Source organism: Blastococcus sp. CT_GayMR20 (genome assembly GCF_004570345.1).
Genome location: NZ_SPQM01000105.1, coordinates 1 through 17,663, shown reverse-complemented (window position 1 = coordinate 17,663; position 17,663 = coordinate 1). Strand labels below are relative to the sequence as shown.

Here is a 17,663-nt window from a genome sequence, read left to right as displayed (position 1 = left end):
GACCAGGAGGCCACCTTCACCGCGACCCGGGCGCTCACCGCCGGCACCCACACGGTCCGCGTCGAGTTCTACGACGCCTACCAGGAGGCGGTCGCGAAGGTCAGCTGGGTGGGAGCCCCGCCGCCACCGAACGCCACCGCCCCGGTGCCGGTCATCGAGACCCCCGTGGCGGGGGCCACCTGGAAGGTCGGCGACACGCTCGCCTTCTCGGGGTCGGCCAGCGATCCGCAGGACGGCGCGCTGCCGGCGAGCGCACTGACGTGGGAGGCGATCCTCCAGCACTGCCCGTCGGCCTGCCACGCCCACCCGCTGCAGACGTTCACCGGCGTCGCCAGCGGCTCGTTCCCCGCCGTCGACCATGAGTTCCCGGCGTACATCGACCTGAAGCTGACCGCCACCGACTCGACCGGGGCAACAGCATCGGTCACCCGGCGGCTGGACCCGCGGACGGTCCCGATCACCGTGAACTCGGCTCCGCAGGGACTGCAGTTGACCTTCGGATCCAGGACCGCCGCGACGCCGTTCACCACGACGATGATCGAGGGCGGCACCAGCAGCGTCTCGGCGCCGTCGCCGATGACTCTGAACGGCACCTCCTACAACTTCACGAGCTGGTCCGACGGCGGCGGTCAGTCGCACAACATCGTCGCCGGCGCGACCGCGGCCACCTACACCGCGACGTACACGGCGGCCGGCACCGGTCCACCGCCGACGAGCTGTGGCCCGGCGCAGTACCTGGCCGAGTACTTCGCCAACAAGACCCTGACCGGCACTCCGGCGTCGCAGGGCTGCGAGGCCGGGCCGCTGAACAAGGACTGGGCGCTGGGTGCGCCGACCGGGGTCGGTCCGGACAACTTCTCGGCGCGGTGGACCGGCAACTTCGACTTCGCCACGCCCGGGTCCTACACGTTCACCGCGACGGCGGACGACGGCATCCGGGTGTACGTCGACGGGACGATCCTGATCGACCAGTGGAAGGACCAGGAGGCGACCTTCACCGCGGCCCGGACGCTCACCGCCGGGACGCACCAGGTGCGCGTGGAGTTCTTCGACTCCTACCAGGAGGCGGTCGCCAAGGTGGGCTGGACGGAGACACCGGCCACCCCACCGCCCGCGACCACGTGTCCGACCGGCCAGTACCGCGCGGAGTACTTCGGCAACACCACGCTGACGGGTACGCCGGCGCGGACGGTCTGCGAGGCGGCGCCGCTGAACAAGAGCTGGGGGACCGGCGGGCCTGCCGGCGTCCCGGTGAACAACTTCACGGCGCGCTGGACCGGCACGTTCACCTTCACCGCCGGGAACAAGACCTTCGTCGCGACCACGGACGACGGGGTCCGGGTGTACCTGGACAACGTGCTGATCATCAACCGGTGGACCACGTCCGGGACGACCCGGGTCACGCGGAACGTGACAGCGGGGGCCCACGTCGTCCGGGTCGAGTACATCGAGCGAACAGGCTCGGCCACAGCGCGCCTCACCTGGTGACACCCGCGGCGGAGGCCGCCCACCACCTCCCGGGCAGGCGTGCCCGGAGAGGGGTGGGCCGGTCCCCGGTTCCGCGCGGCCTGCGCTACCGGTCGGCGAAACCTCAGAACGTCGAGGTGATCACTACCTCTCCGGCCGCGTCGACGACCTCGAACCCCGCGGCGTCCTCCCGCAGCACCGGAGAGTTGAGGTTGCAGTCCAGCTCACCGGGCCCGACGCCCAGGAACGCGCCGGCGGGCACGCGGTCGCCGTCCGCCTCGCGGAGGGCGACCCGGTAGACCTCCCCGGCGGTGAAGCCCTCACCGGAGAGCTTCACCTCGACACCCCACGTGTGTGGCACGACATCGGCGGTCGCCGTGATGTCGGTGCCGGTCACCTCGACGGCTACGGCCTCCCGTGGGCCCGGGTCCGGGACCGGCCGGAGGAGCCAGCCGACGCCGAATCCTGCGGCTGCGATGCCCACGGCCGACGCTGCGGCTGCGACGCGCGCCCGTCGCCGACGGACGCCGCCCGGCCCCGCCGGGCGGATCCGCGCCTCGGCGGCGATCCGGGCCAGCACGGCGTCCCTCAGTCCGGGTGGCGTGGGAGGCACCTCGTCGAGGTGGCCGGGATCGACGTCGGCCAGCCGGCCCGCGAGGGGGGACAGCTCGGCCAGCTCCGCGCGGCAGGCGGCGCAGCCGTCGACGTGCGCTCGGACAGCGGCACGTTCCGCGGGGTCGCCGTGGCCGAGGGCGTAACCCCCCAGCTGTTCGCGCACCTCGCGGTGGGATTCCCGCGGGAGCTCGCTCACGGTTCCACCCCCATCTCCTCCATCGCCAGGCGCAGGGCTTTCAAGCCGTAGAAGATCCTGCTGCGCACTGTGCCCACCGGGATACCCAGTTCGGCGGCCACCTCCTGGTGGGGCCGGCCGCGCAGGTGCGTCTGCACGATCGCCACCCGGTGGTCCTCCCCGATGCGGCGCAATGCCTCCTCCACCACCCACGCGTCCACGAGTCGCTCGTCGAGGTCGTCACCCGGCGCGGCCTGCAGTCCCGCGTCATCGGTCAGGTCGCGTTGCCACGGCCGGACGGCGCAACGGCGGACCTGGTCGATGACCACGTTGCGGGCGATGGCGAACAGCCAGGTGCGCAGGCTCGCCAGCTGCGGATCGAAGGAGCCCGTCGCGCGCCACGCCCGGAGGAAGACCTCCTGGACGACGTCCTGCGCCGCACCGCTGTCCCCGAGCTGGTGGTGCGCGAACCGGTAGAGCTCCGGGCCGTGCGCCGCGTACGCAGCCCGCACGTCGAGCTCGTGCGTCTGCACCGGCTCTCGTCGCAGGGCCATGGGGACTCCTTCCCGGACGCGTCCTGGAAGGCATACGTCGGCCGGGCCCGAAGGGTTCATCCGAGGCCCGAGCGACCTCAGCCACTCGACGTGATGGCCCGGCCCGGAACGAGTGAGCCCACGCCGGGATGCGCCGGTCGATGGAGTTTTGCGGCCGCTGCATCGAACGGCGATGCCGGACGTGCGTAACCACGGTCACCCGGTGCTCGTCAGCCGGACCCAATCCCGAGGAGACGACCGATGCGCACCAGAACACTGGCGGGGGCCGCGACCACCGCCCTGGCCTTCAGCCTCTTGGCCGGCAGCCCCGCTCTGGCCCACGACGGGCCCCGGCACGGCGACGGGAGCACCTTGCGGGTGACGACCACCAAGGACACGGTCGACAAGGATCTCCGCGACGGGACCTGTGCCGATGCGTGGGGGGCGTGCTCCCTGCGCGCCGCAGTGCAGCAGGCCAACGCCTCCGGCGGTGGCACGATCCACCTGGGCAGGGCCGTGTACCCGTTGACGATCGCGGGCGCGCACGAGGATGCCTCCGCCACCGGCGACCTCGACGTCCGTTCCACCGTCAGGATCAACGGCAACGGCGCGACCGTCGATGCGCAGGGGCGAGACCGCGTCCTCGACGTGGTCGCCGGCGCCGCCTTGAGCATCGGGCACCTCACCGTGACCGGCGGCGCGGCGCCGGGCGAGGGCCTGCCGGCCTCCGGCGGCGGTGTGCGCAACGCCGGCACGCTCGAGGTCGACCGCAGCACCATCACCCGCAACAGCGCTCCGCGGGCCGGTGGCGGCATCGAAGGAAGCCCCGGCTCCACGACGACCGTCAGCCGGTCGACGCTGTCGGAGAACCGCACGGGAGCCGGGCCCGGCAACGGCGGCGGCCTGCACCTGACCGGCGCCGGCAGGGTGCACGTGGACCGCACCGAGGTGACCGGCAACACGGCCGCCTCCGAGGGTGGCGGCCTCTGGAACTCCGGGGCGGGCGCCATGACCGTCGACCGCAGCACGATCGCGATGAACAGGGCCAGCGGCGCCGAGGCGACCATGGGGGGCGGCGGACTCTTCCAGGAGGCCGGCACCAGCGGGCGGCTCACGGTCACGCGCTCCGAGCTCCGAGGCAACGTGGCAGACGGGACCGCCGGATCCGGCGGCGGCATCCTCAACGACCAGGGCACCCTCGTCGTCGAGCGCACCCTCGTCCAGGGCAACAGCGCGGTGCGGGCCGGCGGTGGGATCGAGGCCAACCTGGGGACGACGACGCTGGACCGGACCGACCTCACCCACAACACCACCGGCAGCAGCCCCGGCAACGGCGGCGGCCTCCACCTGACCGGCACCGGCACCGTCACGGTCGAGCGGGGATCGGTGACCGGCAACCGGGCGGCCAACGACGGCGGCGGGCTGTGGAACTCACCCACCGGCACGATGATCGTGCAGCGCACCTCGATCCGCGGGAACACGGCCGGTGGCGAGGGGGACGACGTCTACCAGGAGGTCGGCCCCGACGGCACTGCGTCGGGGAGCTTCACGGTCGACGGCCGACGCGTGCCCGCGGGCGTCTGACGGGGCGCGGCGGTCGATCGCACCGTTCGCCTGCGCCGGGCGGCAGTTCGCTGCCGCCCGGCGCGGCCGCACGGAGTGGGGGGACACGTCCCTCCGCCTGCCCGATCCGAGCGGTCGGGGCGATTACCGTCCGACGCATGCCTGCCCGCACCACGTCGTCGCGCCGGCCGGCGTCTTCCCGGAGTCGGTCCGGTTCGACGGCTGCGAGCAAGAAGCGCCCGCCCGCGAAACGGTCGACCACCCGGCGCCCGGCCGCCAAGAAGAAGAGCGGTGCCGGTCTCTTCGGCATCGTCAGCGGTGGCTGGAACCTGCTCGCCCGAGGCGCCGGCGGGCTCGCCCGCTCGGTCGCCCGGCCCGAGGAGGCCGAGCCGCTCGCCCCCGAACACCGCAGGGACGGCGTCGGCCTCGCCGTGCTGGCCCTGGCGATCGTGCTCGGGGCGGCCGCGTGGAGCACCGGCATCGGCCCGGTCGGGGTCGGTCTGGCTCAGGGCGTGCGCTGGATCATCGGCTCGCTGGTCATGGTGCTGCCCGTCGTCCTGTTCTTCGCCGCACTGCGGCTGCTCCGCCGGGGGCCCCGCCCCGAGGCGCGCGGCCGCCTCGCGATCGGCTGGATCTGCACCGTCGCCTCCGTGCTGGGCATCGCCCAGGTCGTGGGCACGCACGCCGACCCCGAGGCCGGCGTCACCGGGTCCGGCGGCCTGATCGGCTGGGCGGTCGGCACCCCGCTGACCGCGGGCATCGGCACCGCCGTCACCGTCGCCCTCCTGGCCCTGCTCGCCTTCTTCGGCCTGCTGGTCATCACGGCCACACCGGTCCACCAGATCCCCGAGCGGCTGCAGGAGCTCACCGACCGGCTGCTGGGCCGCGACTACGACGAGGACGACGAGGACTACGACGACGAGGAGGACGAGGAGGAGGAAGCGGCGCCGAAGGGCCGCCGCTTCGGCCGCCGGTCGCTGTCGGAGGACCTGCTCGCCACCGGCCCGATCGACCTCGGCGCCGCCGACGCCGCCGTCGACGCGACGATCACCACGCCGCCGGTGCACACCCCGCTGCGCCCGCCGATCGTCGACCGGACCGCGCCGCCGGAGGACCTGCCGCCGATCGACGAGCCGCAACAGCTGACGATCCAGCCGGTCGCCGGCAACTACGTGCTCCCGTCGCTGACCGTCCTGCGTCCGGGCACGCCCCCGCGCGCCCGATCGAAGAGCAACGACGTCGCCATCGAGGCGATCACCGGCGTCCTCGAGCAGTTCAACATCGACGCCGCCGTGACCGGCTTCACCCGCGGCCCGACGGTGACCCGCTACGAGGTCGAGCTCGGCCCCGCGGTCAAGGTCGAGAAGATCACCGCCCTGACCCGCAACCTCGCCTACGCCGTCGCCAACGACAACATCCGCATCCTGGCGCCGATCCCCGGGAAGTCCGCGGTCGGCATCGAGGTGCCCAACACCGACCGCGAGACGGTCAGCCTCGGCGACGTCATGCGCTCGCAGGCGGCCAAGCAGGACCCCCACCCCATGCTGGTGGGTCTCGGCAAGGACATCGAGGGCGGCTTCGTCTGCGCCAACCTGGCGAAGATGCCGCACCTCCTCGTGGCCGGTGCCACGGGCGCCGGCAAGTCGAGCTGCATCAACTCGCTGCTGACCTCGCTGCTGCTGCGGGCCACCCCCGACCAGCTCCGGATGATCCTGATCGACCCGAAGATGGTCGAGCTGACGCCCTACGACGGCATTCCCCACCTGATCACGCCGATCATCACCGACCCGAAGAAGGCCGCCACCGCGCTCGCCTGGCTGGTCGAGGAGATGGAGCAGCGCTATCAGGACATGCGGGCCACCGGCGTCCGGCACATCGACGACTTCAACCGCAAGGTCGAGAAGGGCGAGATCACCGCCCCGCCCGGCAGCGAGCGGGTCTACATGCCCTACCCGTACATCCTCACGATCGTCGACGAGCTCGCCGACCTGATGATGGTCGCCCCGCGCGACGTCGAGGACTCGATCGTCCGCATCACCCAGAAGGCGCGTGCCGCCGGCATCCACCTGGTCCTGGCCACCCAGCGGCCCTCGGTGGACGTCGTCACCGGCCTGATCAAGGCCAACGTGCCGTCGCGGCTGGCGTTCTCGACGTCGAGCCTCACCGACAGCCGGGTCATCCTCGACCAGCCGGGCGCGGAGAAGCTCATCGGCATGGGTGACGCGCTCTTCATGCCGATCGGTGCCGGCAAGCCGGTCCGCGTCCAGGGCGCCTACGTCTCCGACACCGAGATCGAGGCGGTCGTCGAGTTCACCAAGCGGCAGGCAGAGCCCGAGTACCGGGAAGAGGTCTTCACCGCCGCGGCCGGCGAGAAGAAGGAGATCGACGAGGACATCGGCGGCGACCTCGACCTCCTCGTGCAGGCCGTCGAGCTCATCGTCACCAGCCAGTTCGGGTCGACGTCGATGCTGCAGCGCAAGCTCCGGGTCGGCTTCGCGAAGGCCGGCCGCCTCATGGACCTGATGGAGAGCCGCGGCATCGTCGGGCCCTCCGAGGGCTCGAAGGCGCGCGACGTGCTGATCAAGCCGGACGAGCTCGAGTCGGTGCTGTTCACCCTCCGGGGTGGCGGCGGCGAGTAGAAGGACCCCCTGCCCCGCGCCACTCGCGAGCTCGCGACGGGACCCTGCAGGGGGCCACTACGATGGGCCGGTGACAGCTCCGCCCCGCCCTGCCCAGACGCCCGGGGCAGCAGCCTCCGGGTCCGCTCCGGACAGGCGCACGGTGGCCATGGTCACCCTCGGCTGCGCGCGCAACGAGGTGGACTCCGAGGAGCTGGCCGGCCGCCTGGCGGCCGAGGGCTACGACCTGGTGGAGGACGCCGAGGGCGCCGACGCCGTCCTCGTCAACACGTGCGGCTTCATCGAGACGGCCAAGAAGGACTCCGTCGACGCGATCCTCGCCGCCACCGACTCCGGTGCCTCCGTCGTCGCGGTCGGCTGCATGGCGGAGCGCTACGGCTCCGAGCTCGCCGATGCGCTCCCCGAGGCGACCGTGCTCGGTTTCGACGACTACGGCGCGATCAGCGACCGTCTCGACGACGTGCTGGCCGGCCGGCCGCTGGTGCCGCACACCCCGCGCGACCGCCGGACCCTGCTCCCGATCAGCCCGGTGCAGCGCACCGCGGCGACCGCGGCGGTCGACGCACCGGCCATCCCCGGTCACGACTGGCTGCGCCGGAAGCGCCTGGCATCCGGCCCCACCGCCGCGCTGAAGCTGGCTTCCGGGTGCGACCGGCGCTGCGCCTTCTGTGCGATCCCCACGTTCCGCGGAGCCTTCGTCTCCCGGCCGCCCGGGGAGGTGCTGGGCGAGGCGCAGTGGCTCGCCGCCCAGGGCGTCACCGAGCTCGTGCTGGTCAGCGAGAACTCGACCTCCTACGGCAAGGACCTCGGCGACCTCCGCATGCTGGAGAAGCTGCTGCCGCAGCTCGCGGCGATCGAGGGCGTCCGCCGGGTGCGCGTGGCCTACCTGCAGCCGGCCGAGCTGCGGCCGGGTCTGCTGGAGGTCATCGCGGGCACGGACGGCGTCGCCCCCTACTTCGACCTGTCCTTCCAGCACTCCTCGCCGACGCTGCTGCGTCGCATGCGGCGCTTCGGCGGCACCGAGGACTTCCTGCGCACCATCGAGCGCGCCCGTAGCCTGGCGCCCGGCGCCGGCTTCCGGACCAACGTCATCCTCGGCTTCCCGGGGGAGACGGAGGCCGACGTCGCCGAGCTGGAGCGCTTCCTCACCGAGGGACGCCTCGACGCGGTAGGTGTGTTCGGCTACTCCGACGAGGAGGGCACGGAGGGCATGCGGCTGTCGGGGAAGATCGACCAGGCGGAGATCGACGCCCGCGTCCGGCGGATCACCGACCTCGTCGAGGAGCTCACCGCCCAGCGGGCAGAGGACCGCATCGGGGAACGGATCGAGGTCCTGCTGACCGAGGACCTCTCCGCCACCGAGGGCCCGGGCGTCTGGCTCGGCCACGCCGCCCACCAGGACCCCGACGCCGACGGCACCGCCACCGTGGCCGGTGTGCCCGACGACGCGGTCACCGGTCAGCTGCTCGACGCCGACGTGGTGGGCACCGACGGGATCGATCTGCTCGCCCGCGCGCTGGTCCCCGCCGCGCTCCCGGCCGGGCGGTGACCGCCGTGACCGACGTCGCCCCGGACCCAGCGGCCACTCCGCCGTCGTCGGTCAAGCTGGTCAACCTGCCGAACGCGCTGACGGTGCTGCGGCTGGCCGTCGTCCCGATCTTCGCCGTCCTGCTGCTGCAGGACGAGGGCTTCGACGACGCGGGCCGGTACTGGGCCACCCTCGTGTTCGCCCTCGCGATCATCACCGACCGCTACGACGGCATGATCGCCCGGCGCACCGGTCAGGTCACCGAGTTCGGCAAGCTCGCCGACCCGATCGCCGACAAGGCGCTGACCGGCACCGCGCTCATCGGGCTGTCGGTGCTGGAGCTCCTGCCGTGGTGGGTGACGGTCGTCATCCTGGTCCGCGAGGTCGGTGTCACGGTGCTGCGCTTCTGGGTGATCCGCCACGGGGTGATCGCGGCCAGCCGCGGCGGCAAGCTCAAGACCGTCCTGCAGGCGCTGGCGATCGGCCTGTACATCCTGCCTCTCACGGGTCTGCTCGCCAGCGGCCGCTGGTGGGTCATGGGTGCCGCCCTCGTGCTGACCGTCCTCACCGGGCTGGACTACGTCTACCGCGCCCTGACCCTGCGTCAGACCAGCGCCCGGGCCATGAAGGCTGCGGCTGCCCGCCGCGCCGCCGGTCCCACCGGCAGCGGCGCCCGGACCGACACGGCGGCCTGAGCGCTCAACGGCCGGTCGCCGACGCGACCGCCCGGAGCTCCGCGCTGGGCTCCACGCCGATCTCCCGCCGCAGGATGCTGCGGAACGCGTCGAACTGACGGCGGGCGGCCACCCAGTCACCGGCGGCCTGATGGGCCTCGATCAGGGCGCGCTGGCCGCTCTCCCGGAGGGGCTCGGCGAGGACGGCGACGTGCATCGCCTCCACGGCCGCGTCGGGGCGGCCGGCCTGCTGCAGCAGTCTGCTCAGCGCCTCCAGGGCGTGCAGCAGCCGCAGCTGCAGCCGCTGCCGCACGGCGAGGACCCAGTCGTCGTACCAGCCGGGCAGCAGCTCCAGGTCGGCGATCGGTCCGGGATCGACGGCCAGGTCGGCGGGCTCCGGAACGCCGGCGAGCACGCGGCTGGCCCACTCCTCCAGGCGGCGGAGGTCCACCTCGACGTCCGCGGTCAGCCTCAGCACCGACTGCTCGGCCTGCACGAGCGGGCAGCTGCCCCGCTGCAGGCGCCACAGCGCCGACCGCAGGTTCCCTGCCGCGCGCCCGTCGCCGACGTCGGGCCAGAGGATGCCGGCCGCCGACCGGCGGTCCACGCCGGCCGGGTGCAGGGCGAGGAAGGCCAGCAGCCGTCGGCTCCCCGGGGGGACGGTGAGCCGGGCGTCGCCGCAGGTCACGGAGAGGCCGCCCAGTAGGCGCACGACAGGAGCGGAGGGAGCTGGCTGGACGTGCATCCGCGCCTCCCGGTGTGGGAGCTCGGTCTCCTGGAGGTGGCCGAGCCGCACTCTAGTGAGAGCGCGGGGGCACAGGTAGATGCGACGACGCGGTCCGCCCCGCCGACGGCAGGGAACGCCGGTCCCCCGCCCGGCGTTACGCCATCAGCGGACGCATGCCGGTCGGCCGGACCTGGGCGGCGGGCGCCGCGTACCGTGAGCGCACGGCGCCCGCAAGGGTGCCGCCGCTTCCCCGCTCGCAGGACAGGAGACGGCCATGACGCTGCTGCGCACCCAGCTCGGGAACACCTTGCGTGGCCACCGGCTGCGTCAGCGCCGCACGCTGCGCGACGTCTCCGGAGCCGCCCGGGTCAGCCTCGGCTATCTGTCGGAGGTCGAGCGGGGCCAGAAGGAGGCATCCTCCGAGCTCCTCGCCTCGATCTGCGACGCACTCGACGTCGAGCTCGCCGACCTCCTCGCCGAGGTCAGCCTCGAACTCCGGGTCGCCGGGGGCGGCGCGCTCCGCCCGGTGGCGCCCTCCGGTGCCGACGCGGCCGCCGAGCACACCGACGCGGCTTCCCGCCCCGCCGAGGCGCAGCCGGTTCCCGAGCCCGCGCTCGCGCTCGTCGGTGCGGGCCAGCCGGCCCGCGCCGCCCTGCGTCGCGGCAAGGCGGTCTCGCTCGCGGCCTGACGCCGTCGGCGCGCCTGCTTGACCTGCGCCTGCTGCGCTGCAAGACAGGAACCGTGCTCCCGTCGCCGGTCGGTCCGTCCCTGTCGTGGCACGGTCCGGCGCACCTTCCGGGCGCGCACACCCGCAGCGGCAACGCCATGGGCCGCACCCGGCTCGGTCTGCTGACCGGCGCCGCCCGGGCGTTCGCCGAGCAGGGGCTGCGCCGCAGCACCATGCAGTCGGTCGCCGCCGCGGCGGGCGTGGCCAAGGCGACGCTCTACAACCACTTCCGGACCAAGGACGACGTCGCGGCGGCGCTGCTGGGCCTGGAGCTGGACCGGCTGACGACGCTGGCGGCGGGGCTCCCGCTCGAGCAGGCGCTGGGCGCCCTGTCCGACGAGCTCGGTGCCCATCCGGTGCTCCGGCGCATGGCCGAGACCGAACCGGAGGCGCTGGCTCGCCTGCTCGCGGTGGACGCCGACCGGTGGGCCGATCTCACCGGACGGCTGGCCGCGGCGCTTGGTGTGGACGGCGAGGCCGCCGAGATCGCCGCGCGCTGGCTGGTCGGCGTCGTCCTCCAGCCCGGGCGCTCGAGCGCGCGGCACCGGCAGGCGGCCCGGCTCGCACAGTTCCTGACGGCTACGGGAGCGGCAACGTCCGCGTGAGCAGCATCCGGTCCGCGGACGCCCCGGCGTGCCCCGCCGACGGGGCGACGTGCGCACCGAAGCGGGCGCCCATCGCCCGCGCGGCGGTGTCACCCGGCACGACCACCGCCTGGACCGCACGCGCACCCAGGCCCGTGGCCAGCGCGGCGAACCGGCCGAGCAGGCGCCCGGCGACCCCGTGCCGGCGCCAGGACGGGTGGACGGCGACGGCGTGGACGACGGCCAGCCGGTCGGCGCTGACCACGCCCAGCAGGTAGCCGGCGTCCTCGCCGTCCGCCGACAACGCGAGCGCCCCGAAGCCACCGAACTGGTGGAAGAACAGCGGGTCGTGCAGGCCGACCACCGTCGCGTCGTCCAGGGCCGAACCGGACCAGAACGCCGAGCGCCGGACGAGCAGCCGGTCCCGCAGCGCGGTCGCGGACAGTTCCTCGAACCCGACCAGGCGGACGTCGGTCACCGGGCGGAGCGGGCAGCAGTCAGCTCCGCCCGCGTGGGCGGGTCGGCGCCGACCCGGGTGCAGTTCAGCGCGGCGACGAGGACCGCGTCGTCCACCAGCTCCATCACCCGGTCGTCGGACAGCGCCTCGAGGGCGGGGCGGCCGGTGACGCCGGCGTCCAGCAGGCCGGTGAGGAAGCCCGCCGCGAGGGAGTCACCGGCACCGACGGTGTCGACGACCTCGACCTCCGGGATCTCCTGACGCAGGACGCCGCTCCCGGGCCGGGCGACCCGCAGGGGTGCGCCCCCGTCGGTGACCAGCACCAGCGCCGGTCCGCGGGTCACCCACTGCCGGGCGGTCCCGTCGAGGTCGCCGGAGAGCCCCAGCCAGTCGAGGTCCTCGGCGCTCACCTTGACCACGTCGGCCAGCGCGATCAAGCGGTCCAGCCGGGCCCGCACGCCCTCGCGGTCGTTGCCCAGCGCGGCTCCGACCGGACCCTCGGCCAGCATCGGGCGGATGTTCGGGTCGACGCTGATCAGCACGTCGCCGTGCAGGCGCTCCACGAGGCGGGCGATGGCGTCGGAGCCCGGCGCCGTCCAGCTGGAGATCGACCCGACGTGGACGATGCCCGTCCGATCCGGCAGGACGGTGGCGAGCTCCTCGTCGGTCCACTGCCAGTCGGCGGCGCCCTGCACGTGGAAGCCGTAGTCGGGGGATCCGTCGGGGCCGAGGCCGATGACTGCCAGGCTGACCGGCTCGTCCGCGGGAACGAAGCCGGAGACGTCGACGCCCGAGGCCGCGGCGTGCCGCCGGAGGTTCGCGCCCAGCGGGCCGGTGCCGAGCCGGGCGAGCAGGTGGACCGGGGCGCCGAGCCGGCCGGCGGCCACCGCGGCGTTGAGGGCGTTGCCGCCGGGGCGGGCGACGTAGTGCGGCGCCGTTCCCTCCGGTCCGGCGTCCGCGCCCGGCACCGGCAGCATGTCGACGACGAGCTCGCCCAGCACGCTGAGCACCGGGTTCCCGTTGGCCACGGCCGAACACTAGCGGCGCCCGGGAACGGGGGCGCCCCGCATTGGCTCCTGGACGGCATCACCTGGGACGATGGGCGGGACGAGCATCATCGGGCCGGCCGAGCGCCGGAGCAGGAGGACCCATGCCCAACCCGTTCGTGAAGCTGTGGAAGTACCTCACCGCCTCCGCCAACGCGCAGATCGACCAGCGCGCCGACCCGAAGATCCAGATCGCGCAGGCCATCGAGGCCGAGCAGCAGCGCCACCAGGCCCTGGCCAACCAAGCCGCCGCCGTGCTCGGCAACCAGCGGCAGCTGGAGATGCGGTTGAACCGGCAGCTGGGCGAGGTGGAGAAGCTCCAGGCCTCCGCCCGGCAGGCGCTGGTCCTCGCGGACAAGTCGCGGGCCGGAGGGGACGCCGCCAAGGCCGGCGAGTACGAGGACGCGGCACAGGCATTCGCCACCCAGCTGGTCGCCGCGGAGCAGTCGATGGAGGACCTCAAGCGCAGCCACGACGAGGCGCTGCAGGCCGCCGAGCAGGCGCGGGGCGCCGTGGAGCAGAGCCGCATGCGGCTCCAGACGACGCTCGCGGAGCGGACGAAGCTGATGTCGCAGCTGGAGCAGGCGAAGATGCAGGAGCACGTCGCCTCCTCGCTGCGCCAGGTCAACGAGCTGTCGGCGCCCGGCAACACCCCGAGCCTGTCGGAGGTGCGCGACAAGATCGAGGCGCGCTACGCCAACGCGCTGGGTCAGGCCGAGCTCGCCCAGACCTCGGTCGAGGGCCGGATGCTCGAGGTGCAGAAGGCGACCCTCGACGTCGCGGGTGCGTCCCGGCTGGACCAGATCCGCGCGACGATGGGCGGAAGCGGCACCCCGGCGGTCGAGGGGAGCCAGCCGGCGGCGGCGATCGAGCAGGGCGCCCCGCAGATGCAGCAGCCGGCCACCGAGCAGCGCGAGGCCCAGCCGGCCGAGCGTCCCGACCAGCCGGCCTGACGCCCGCCGCGCCGTGTCGGTGCCGGAGTACCCCCCGCCGAGCTACACCGGCTCGGCGGGGGAGGTCACGGCCTGGGTCCGGGGTGCCGGCACCCCGCCGGAGCTGCCCATGGCCAACGGGGGAGCCGCGCACTACCTGGCGACCGGTCGGTCGACCGGCGGTGCGTTCGGCCTGTACCGGTGGGACATGGGCCGGAAGCCGTCGGGGCCCTCGCCGCACTTCCACCGCAGCATCACCGAGTCGTTCTTCGTGCTGAGCGGCACCGTCCGTCTGCACGACGGGACGGGGTGGCTCGACGCCGGCCCGGGCGACTTCTTCCACGTGCCGATCGGGGGTGTGCACGGCTTCCGCAACGAATCGGGCGAGCCGGCGTCGATGCTGCTCCTCTTCACGCCGGGAGCTCCACGCGAGGACTACTTCGAGACGCTCGCCGACGCCGCCCGGCGCGAGGCCATGGGCGAGGCCGACTGGACGGACTTCTTCCTCCGCCACGACACCTTCTGGGTCGAGGGCGGTCAGTAGAGCGTGATCGGCTGCGGCCGGTCCGGTTCGCCGGTGCGCGCCAGCGGGTCGATGGGGGACCGGGCCGCCTGGCAGGTGGGGCACCACCAGGTGACGCGCTCCTGCGTGGACGGCCCCTGCTCGCCGAGCAGGATCGGCGTGGCACAGCGCCGGCAGGGCTTCCCTTTCCGGCCGGCCACCCAGTGGTCCTGACCGCGGCGCGGGATGCCGGTGGTGGTCTGCTCGGGATGGTTGCGGTTGGCCAGCATGAGCGAGCGGGCGCGCGTGACCAGGGCCTCGAGGTTCGTCACGTCACCCACGCGGGCCCATGGGTGGATGCCGGCGAGGAACAGCGCCTCGACCTTGTACAGGTTGCCGATCCCGGCCAGGTTCCGCTGGTCGAGGATCGCGACGCCGATCTGCTCGTCCGGGTGGGACCGGAGCCGGCGCAGCGCCTCCTCCAGGTCCCAGTCCGGGCCGAGGACGTCCGGGCCGAGGTGGCCGACCAGCCGGTCCTCCTCGGTCGTCGGTACCAGCTCGACGTCGTGCAGGCGGTAGCCGACGCACTCCCACTCGGGCGTGGCCAGGACGACGCGGACGTCGTAGGCGGGGCCGCCGTGCCACTTTCCCCCGGGGCGGTAGATGTGCCAGCTGCCGTCCATGCGGAAGTGCGTGCGCAGGGTGCGGTCGTCGGCCAGGCGGATCAGCAGGTGCTTGCCGCGGGGGACGACCTCCCGGACGGTGGCGCCGGTCAGGTCCAGGGCCGCCAGCTGGGGGAGCCGGAACTCGCCGCGGACCAGGGTGGCGCCGGCCAGGGCGGTGTTCATCCGCTGGGCCGCCAGCCACACGGTGTCTCCCTCGGGCACGTCCTCAGTGTCCCTGCTGGGGGTCATCGCGGGGATCGGGCCTGCTCAGGAGGTGTGAGTCCCCTGACACCCGGGATGACGGCGCCCCCGCGCGGCGGTTGTCCGTCCCGTGAGCATGTCCCTGCGCCGAGGCCCACGGTCCGCCGTCGAGTCGCCCGCCGCCGAGCCGGTCACCGTGACCGTCGCGCGGGTCGTCCGGCCCGACCGTCGCGAGGCGTTCGAGCAGTGGGCGGAGAACGTGCTGGGCCTGGCGTCCGGCTTCCCGGGGAACCTCGGCGCGAGCCTGCTGAACCCGGGGCCCGGGAGCTCGGAGTACCACCTCGTCTACCGCTTCCAGGACGACGAATCGCTGGCGGCGTGGGAGCGCTCGTCGGAGCGCCGGTCGGCCCTCGCGCACGTCGAGGAGATGATCGACGACGTGCGCTACGCCCGGACGTCCGGCCTGGAGAGCTTCTTCACCCGCTCGCCCCAGCCCGGACCGCGTTGGCGGCTCACCCTGCTGACCATCCTCGCGGTCTTCGCCATCACGTCGCTGCTGCAGGTGTTCGTGATGCCGCGGCTGGAGAGCTGGCCGCTCGGGCTGCGGCTGCTGCTGTCGGCGACCGTGGTCGTGCTGCTGCTGGGCCAGGTCGTCATGCCGGGGCTGACCCGCGTGCTCGCGGGCTGGCTGCACCCCTCCCGCGACTGAGCTCTCAGGCGCGGAGCCGCAGGCCTCGCGGAGTAGCGGCGAAGCCGGCCGCCTGGAGCGCTGCGGACAGCGGCGTCGACTCGTGCACCGACGCGCCGTCGGCCTTCTGCACGACCATGCGGCCGAGCGCCCCGGCCGACACCGCACCGGACAGCGCCGTCGCCGCCTCCTTGAGGACGTGCTCGTCCTCGGTCCAGGACAGGAGGGTCTTGCCCCCGCGCTCGACGTAGAGCACCAGGTCGCCGTCGACGAGCACGACCAGGGCGCCCGCCTTGCGGCCGGCGCGATGGCCCGTCGCCGCCTTCCGGCCGGTGCCCTCGCCGAGGTCGACGGCGTCCGGATCGCCGGCCGCCGAGCGCTCGGGCCACGGCAGGGCGGCGCCGTAGACGTTCGCGGGGTCGGTCGCCGCCAGGACCACTGCACCGCCGGGGACGCGGTCGGGTGAGGCGAAGGTGCGCAGCCGGTCGACCGAGCCGGGGGTGCCGAACTGGGCGGCCCCGAGCGTCTCGACGAAGTAGCCGCGCCGCGCCCGGTTGTTCTCCTCGAAGGCCCGCAGCACCGGGTAGACCGCGGAGAAGCCGCCGGGCACTTGCTCGGCCATGACCGCGCCCCGCGTCAGCACCCCGTGCCGCTCCAGCAGCGCCTCGGCCCGCGCGGTCGTCCGGCGCGTGGTGTTGGGCTCGCGGTCGGGCAGCCGCGACCAGCGGCCGGCCACCGTCGGGGGACCGGTTCGACTGGGCATCGCCGGCCGGCCGAGCCGCGTGCGGCCACCACGCCCGCGGTCGATGCGGACCCGCGGCGCGGCGGGCTTGCTGCGGTGGGTGCCGCCACCACCGAGCCGGGTGCGCAGCGGGGCGAGCGTGTCGTTGGTGAGGACGCCGGCCCACACGAGATCCCAGACCAGGTCGGCCATCGCGGTGTCGTCCGTGGAACCGACCAGGTCGGAGAGCCCGCGGAAGAACAGTGCTTGGCCGCCGGCCAGCTGGTCGAGGACGGGCCGCCCCCCGTCGGGGACCTCCAAGGCATCGGGCAGCAGCAGGGGAGCGAGGTCGGCCGGGACGAGGCTGATCCACCCGTCGCCGCCCGGCAGGCCCCCGGCTCCGGCCCACAGCACCTCGCCGGCGCTGGTCAGCTCGTCGAGCATCGCGGGGGAGTAGTCGCGCACGCGGGCAGGCAGCACCAGCGACTCCAGCGCACTGGCCGGCACCAGGGCGCCGGCGAGCTGTTCCACGACCGCGAGGACGCCGTCCACACCGCGGAGGCGGCTGCCGACCGACTGCCAGGACGGCGTGAACCGGGCGAGCGTGCCGATCGGGACGGGCTCGACCTCCTGGCGCAGCTTGGCCAGGCTGCGGCGGCGGATCGAGCGCAGGACCTCGGCGTCGCACCACTCCTGCCCCGAGCCGCCCGGGCGGAACTCGCCGGTGACGAGCCGGCCGGTGCCGGTGAGCCGCTGGACCGTCGCCGTCACCACGGCGACGCCGAGGCCCAGGCGGGCGGCGGCCTCCAGGGGCTGGAACGGGCCGTGCGTGCGGGCGTACCGGCCGACGAGGTCACCCAGTGGATCGGCGACCGGCTCGGTGAAGACCTCCGGGACCCCGACGGGCAGGGCGGTGCCCAGTGCGTCGCGCAGCCGACCGGCGTCCTCGATGGCGACGTAGCGCTCCTCACCGGCGATGCGGACGACCAGCGCCCGGCGGGAGTCGACGAGCTCGGTCAGCCACTCCTGCGGCACGCCGCGGGCGGCGGCCTCGGCCGCGGTGAGGTCGCCGATGCCGCGGAGCAGGTCGGAGGCGCCGTCGACGTCCCGCGGGTGCCGTTGCCCCGGGCGCCGCTGCAGCTCCGCCTCCACCTCGGCCATGGCCTCGGCGTCGAGCAGCTCGCGCAGCTCCGAGCGCCCCATGAGCTCCGCCAGCAGC

Annotated in this window: 16 protein-coding genes and 1 pseudogene; 10 read left to right on the top strand and 7 right to left on the bottom strand. The window is 74.0% G+C overall.

What is annotated here, in order from left to right:
• On the top strand, window positions 1–1,488 hold a 1,488-nt coding region (locus E4P40_RS19910), incomplete at its 5' end, for a PA14 domain-containing protein (protein ID WP_209305431.1).
• A 103-nt stretch (window positions 1,489–1,591) separates the two neighbouring features.
• Here E4P40_RS19910 and E4P40_RS19905 read toward each other — a convergent pair.
• Window positions 1,592–2,278, bottom strand: coding sequence for a zf-HC2 domain-containing protein (locus E4P40_RS19905; protein ID WP_135160232.1), 687 nt, complete (start codon window positions 2,276–2,278; stop codon window positions 1,592–1,594).
• The gene (locus E4P40_RS19900; protein ID WP_135160231.1) at window positions 2,275–2,811 is read right to left on the bottom strand and encodes a sigma-70 family RNA polymerase sigma factor; all 537 of its coding nucleotides are present in this window, start codon (window positions 2,809–2,811) and stop codon (window positions 2,275–2,277) included. The genes E4P40_RS19905 and E4P40_RS19900 overlap by 4 nt, the downstream gene beginning before the upstream one ends.
• A 240-nt stretch (window positions 2,812–3,051) precedes the next feature.
• Between E4P40_RS19900 and E4P40_RS19895 the strand changes: the two genes are divergently transcribed.
• The 4 genes from E4P40_RS19895 to pgsA all read left to right on the top strand — a co-directional run bounded on the left by E4P40_RS19895 (window position 3,052) and on the right by pgsA (window position 9,215).
• Window positions 3,052–4,374, top strand: a complete 1,323-nt coding sequence (locus E4P40_RS19895; RefSeq protein ID WP_135160230.1) for a right-handed parallel beta-helix repeat-containing protein — start codon at window positions 3,052–3,054, stop codon at window positions 4,372–4,374.
• A 137-nt stretch (window positions 4,375–4,511) separates the two neighbouring features.
• Window positions 4,512–6,992: a DNA translocase FtsK gene (locus tag E4P40_RS19890; protein ID WP_135160229.1), complete on the top strand. Its 2,481-nt coding sequence runs from the start codon at window positions 4,512–4,514 to the stop codon at window positions 6,990–6,992.
• A gap of 70 nt (window positions 6,993–7,062) precedes the next feature.
• The gene (gene rimO / locus E4P40_RS19885; protein ID WP_245160455.1) at window positions 7,063–8,541 is read left to right on the top strand and encodes a 30S ribosomal protein S12 methylthiotransferase RimO; all 1,479 of its coding nucleotides are present in this window, start codon (window positions 7,063–7,065) and stop codon (window positions 8,539–8,541) included.
• 5 nt (window positions 8,542–8,546) lie between these two features.
• A complete protein-coding gene (gene pgsA / locus E4P40_RS19880) occupies window positions 8,547–9,215 on the top strand; it encodes a CDP-diacylglycerol--glycerol-3-phosphate 3-phosphatidyltransferase (protein WP_245160454.1) in 669 nt (222 codons plus the stop codon).
• Between the two features lie 4 nt (window positions 9,216–9,219).
• Here the strand turns inward: pgsA and E4P40_RS19875 are convergent, their stop codons facing one another.
• Window positions 9,220–9,906: a BTAD domain-containing putative transcriptional regulator gene (locus E4P40_RS19875; protein WP_135160227.1), complete on the bottom strand. Its 687-nt coding sequence runs from the start codon at window positions 9,904–9,906 to the stop codon at window positions 9,220–9,222.
• A gap of 289 nt (window positions 9,907–10,195) precedes the next feature.
• Here E4P40_RS19875 and E4P40_RS19870 point away from each other — a divergent pair, with 289 nt between their 5' ends.
• Both E4P40_RS19870 and E4P40_RS19865 read left to right on the top strand, forming a co-directional pair.
• Window positions 10,196–10,609 carry a helix-turn-helix transcriptional regulator gene (locus E4P40_RS19870; RefSeq protein WP_135160226.1) on the top strand — a complete coding sequence of 138 codons (414 nt, stop codon included), beginning with the start codon at window positions 10,196–10,198 and terminating at the stop codon, window positions 10,607–10,609.
• A 53-nt stretch (window positions 10,610–10,662) separates the two neighbouring features.
• Window positions 10,663–11,253, top strand: coding sequence for a TetR family transcriptional regulator (locus E4P40_RS19865; protein WP_245160453.1), 591 nt, complete (start codon window positions 10,663–10,665; stop codon window positions 11,251–11,253).
• Here the strand turns inward: E4P40_RS19865 and E4P40_RS19860 are convergent.
• Complete coding sequence (locus tag E4P40_RS19860; RefSeq protein WP_167762312.1) at window positions 11,228–11,710, bottom strand: GNAT family N-acetyltransferase; 483 nt, start codon at window positions 11,708–11,710, stop codon at window positions 11,228–11,230. The two genes, E4P40_RS19865 and E4P40_RS19860, sit on opposite strands and share 26 nt — an antisense overlap.
• Window positions 11,707–12,717, bottom strand: a complete 1,011-nt coding sequence (locus E4P40_RS19855; protein WP_245160452.1) for a carbohydrate kinase — start codon at window positions 12,715–12,717, stop codon at window positions 11,707–11,709. The genes E4P40_RS19860 and E4P40_RS19855 overlap by 4 nt, the downstream gene beginning before the upstream one ends.
• A gap of 122 nt (window positions 12,718–12,839) precedes the next feature.
• On the opposite strand from E4P40_RS19855, the gene E4P40_RS19850 reads away from it, so the two are divergent.
• Window positions 12,840–13,688 (top strand): PspA/IM30 family protein, encoded by an 849-nt coding sequence (locus E4P40_RS19850; protein ID WP_135160224.1) that lies wholly within the window; start codon window positions 12,840–12,842, stop codon window positions 13,686–13,688.
• Window positions 13,689–13,707: 19 nt separating this feature from the next.
• Window positions 13,708–14,211 (top strand): cupin domain-containing protein, encoded by a 504-nt coding sequence (locus E4P40_RS19845; protein WP_245160451.1) that lies wholly within the window; start codon window positions 13,708–13,710, stop codon window positions 14,209–14,211.
• On the opposite strand, the gene E4P40_RS19840 is transcribed toward E4P40_RS19845, so the two are convergent.
• Window positions 14,205–15,056 carry a DNA-formamidopyrimidine glycosylase family protein gene (locus E4P40_RS19840; protein WP_135160223.1) on the bottom strand — a complete coding sequence of 284 codons (852 nt, stop codon included), beginning with the start codon at window positions 15,054–15,056 and terminating at the stop codon, window positions 14,205–14,207. The two genes, E4P40_RS19845 and E4P40_RS19840, sit on opposite strands and share 7 nt — an antisense overlap.
• Before the next feature lie 115 nt (window positions 15,057–15,171).
• Between E4P40_RS19840 and E4P40_RS19835 the strand changes: the two genes are divergently transcribed.
• Window positions 15,172–15,744 carry an antibiotic biosynthesis monooxygenase gene (locus tag E4P40_RS19835; RefSeq protein WP_135160233.1) on the top strand — a complete coding sequence of 191 codons (573 nt, stop codon included), beginning with the start codon at window positions 15,172–15,174 and terminating at the stop codon, window positions 15,742–15,744.
• A gap of 4 nt (window positions 15,745–15,748) precedes the next feature.
• Here E4P40_RS19835 and E4P40_RS19830 read toward each other — a convergent pair.
• A pseudogene (locus E4P40_RS19830) lies at window positions 15,749–17,663 on the bottom strand (DEAD/DEAH box helicase); the annotation flags it as partial.

Bases quoted from the DNA above. Each gene is read 5' to 3' on its own strand.
- E4P40_RS19900 (WP_135160231.1), bottom strand. From the start codon at position 2,811: ATGGCCCTGCGACGAGAGCCGGTGCAGACGCACGAGCTCGACGTGCGG.
- E4P40_RS19895 (WP_135160230.1), top strand. From the start codon at position 3,052: ATGCGCACCAGAACACTGGCGGGGGCCGCGACCACCGCCCTGGCCTTC.
- E4P40_RS19890 (WP_135160229.1), top strand. From the start codon at position 4,512: ATGCCTGCCCGCACCACGTCGTCGCGCCGGCCGGCGTCTTCCCGGAGT.
- E4P40_RS19870 (WP_135160226.1), top strand. From the start codon at position 10,196: ATGACGCTGCTGCGCACCCAGCTCGGGAACACCTTGCGTGGCCACCGG.
- E4P40_RS19850 (WP_135160224.1), top strand. From the start codon at position 12,840: ATGCCCAACCCGTTCGTGAAGCTGTGGAAGTACCTCACCGCCTCCGCC.
- E4P40_RS19835 (WP_135160233.1), top strand. From the start codon at position 15,172: ATGTCCCTGCGCCGAGGCCCACGGTCCGCCGTCGAGTCGCCCGCCGCC.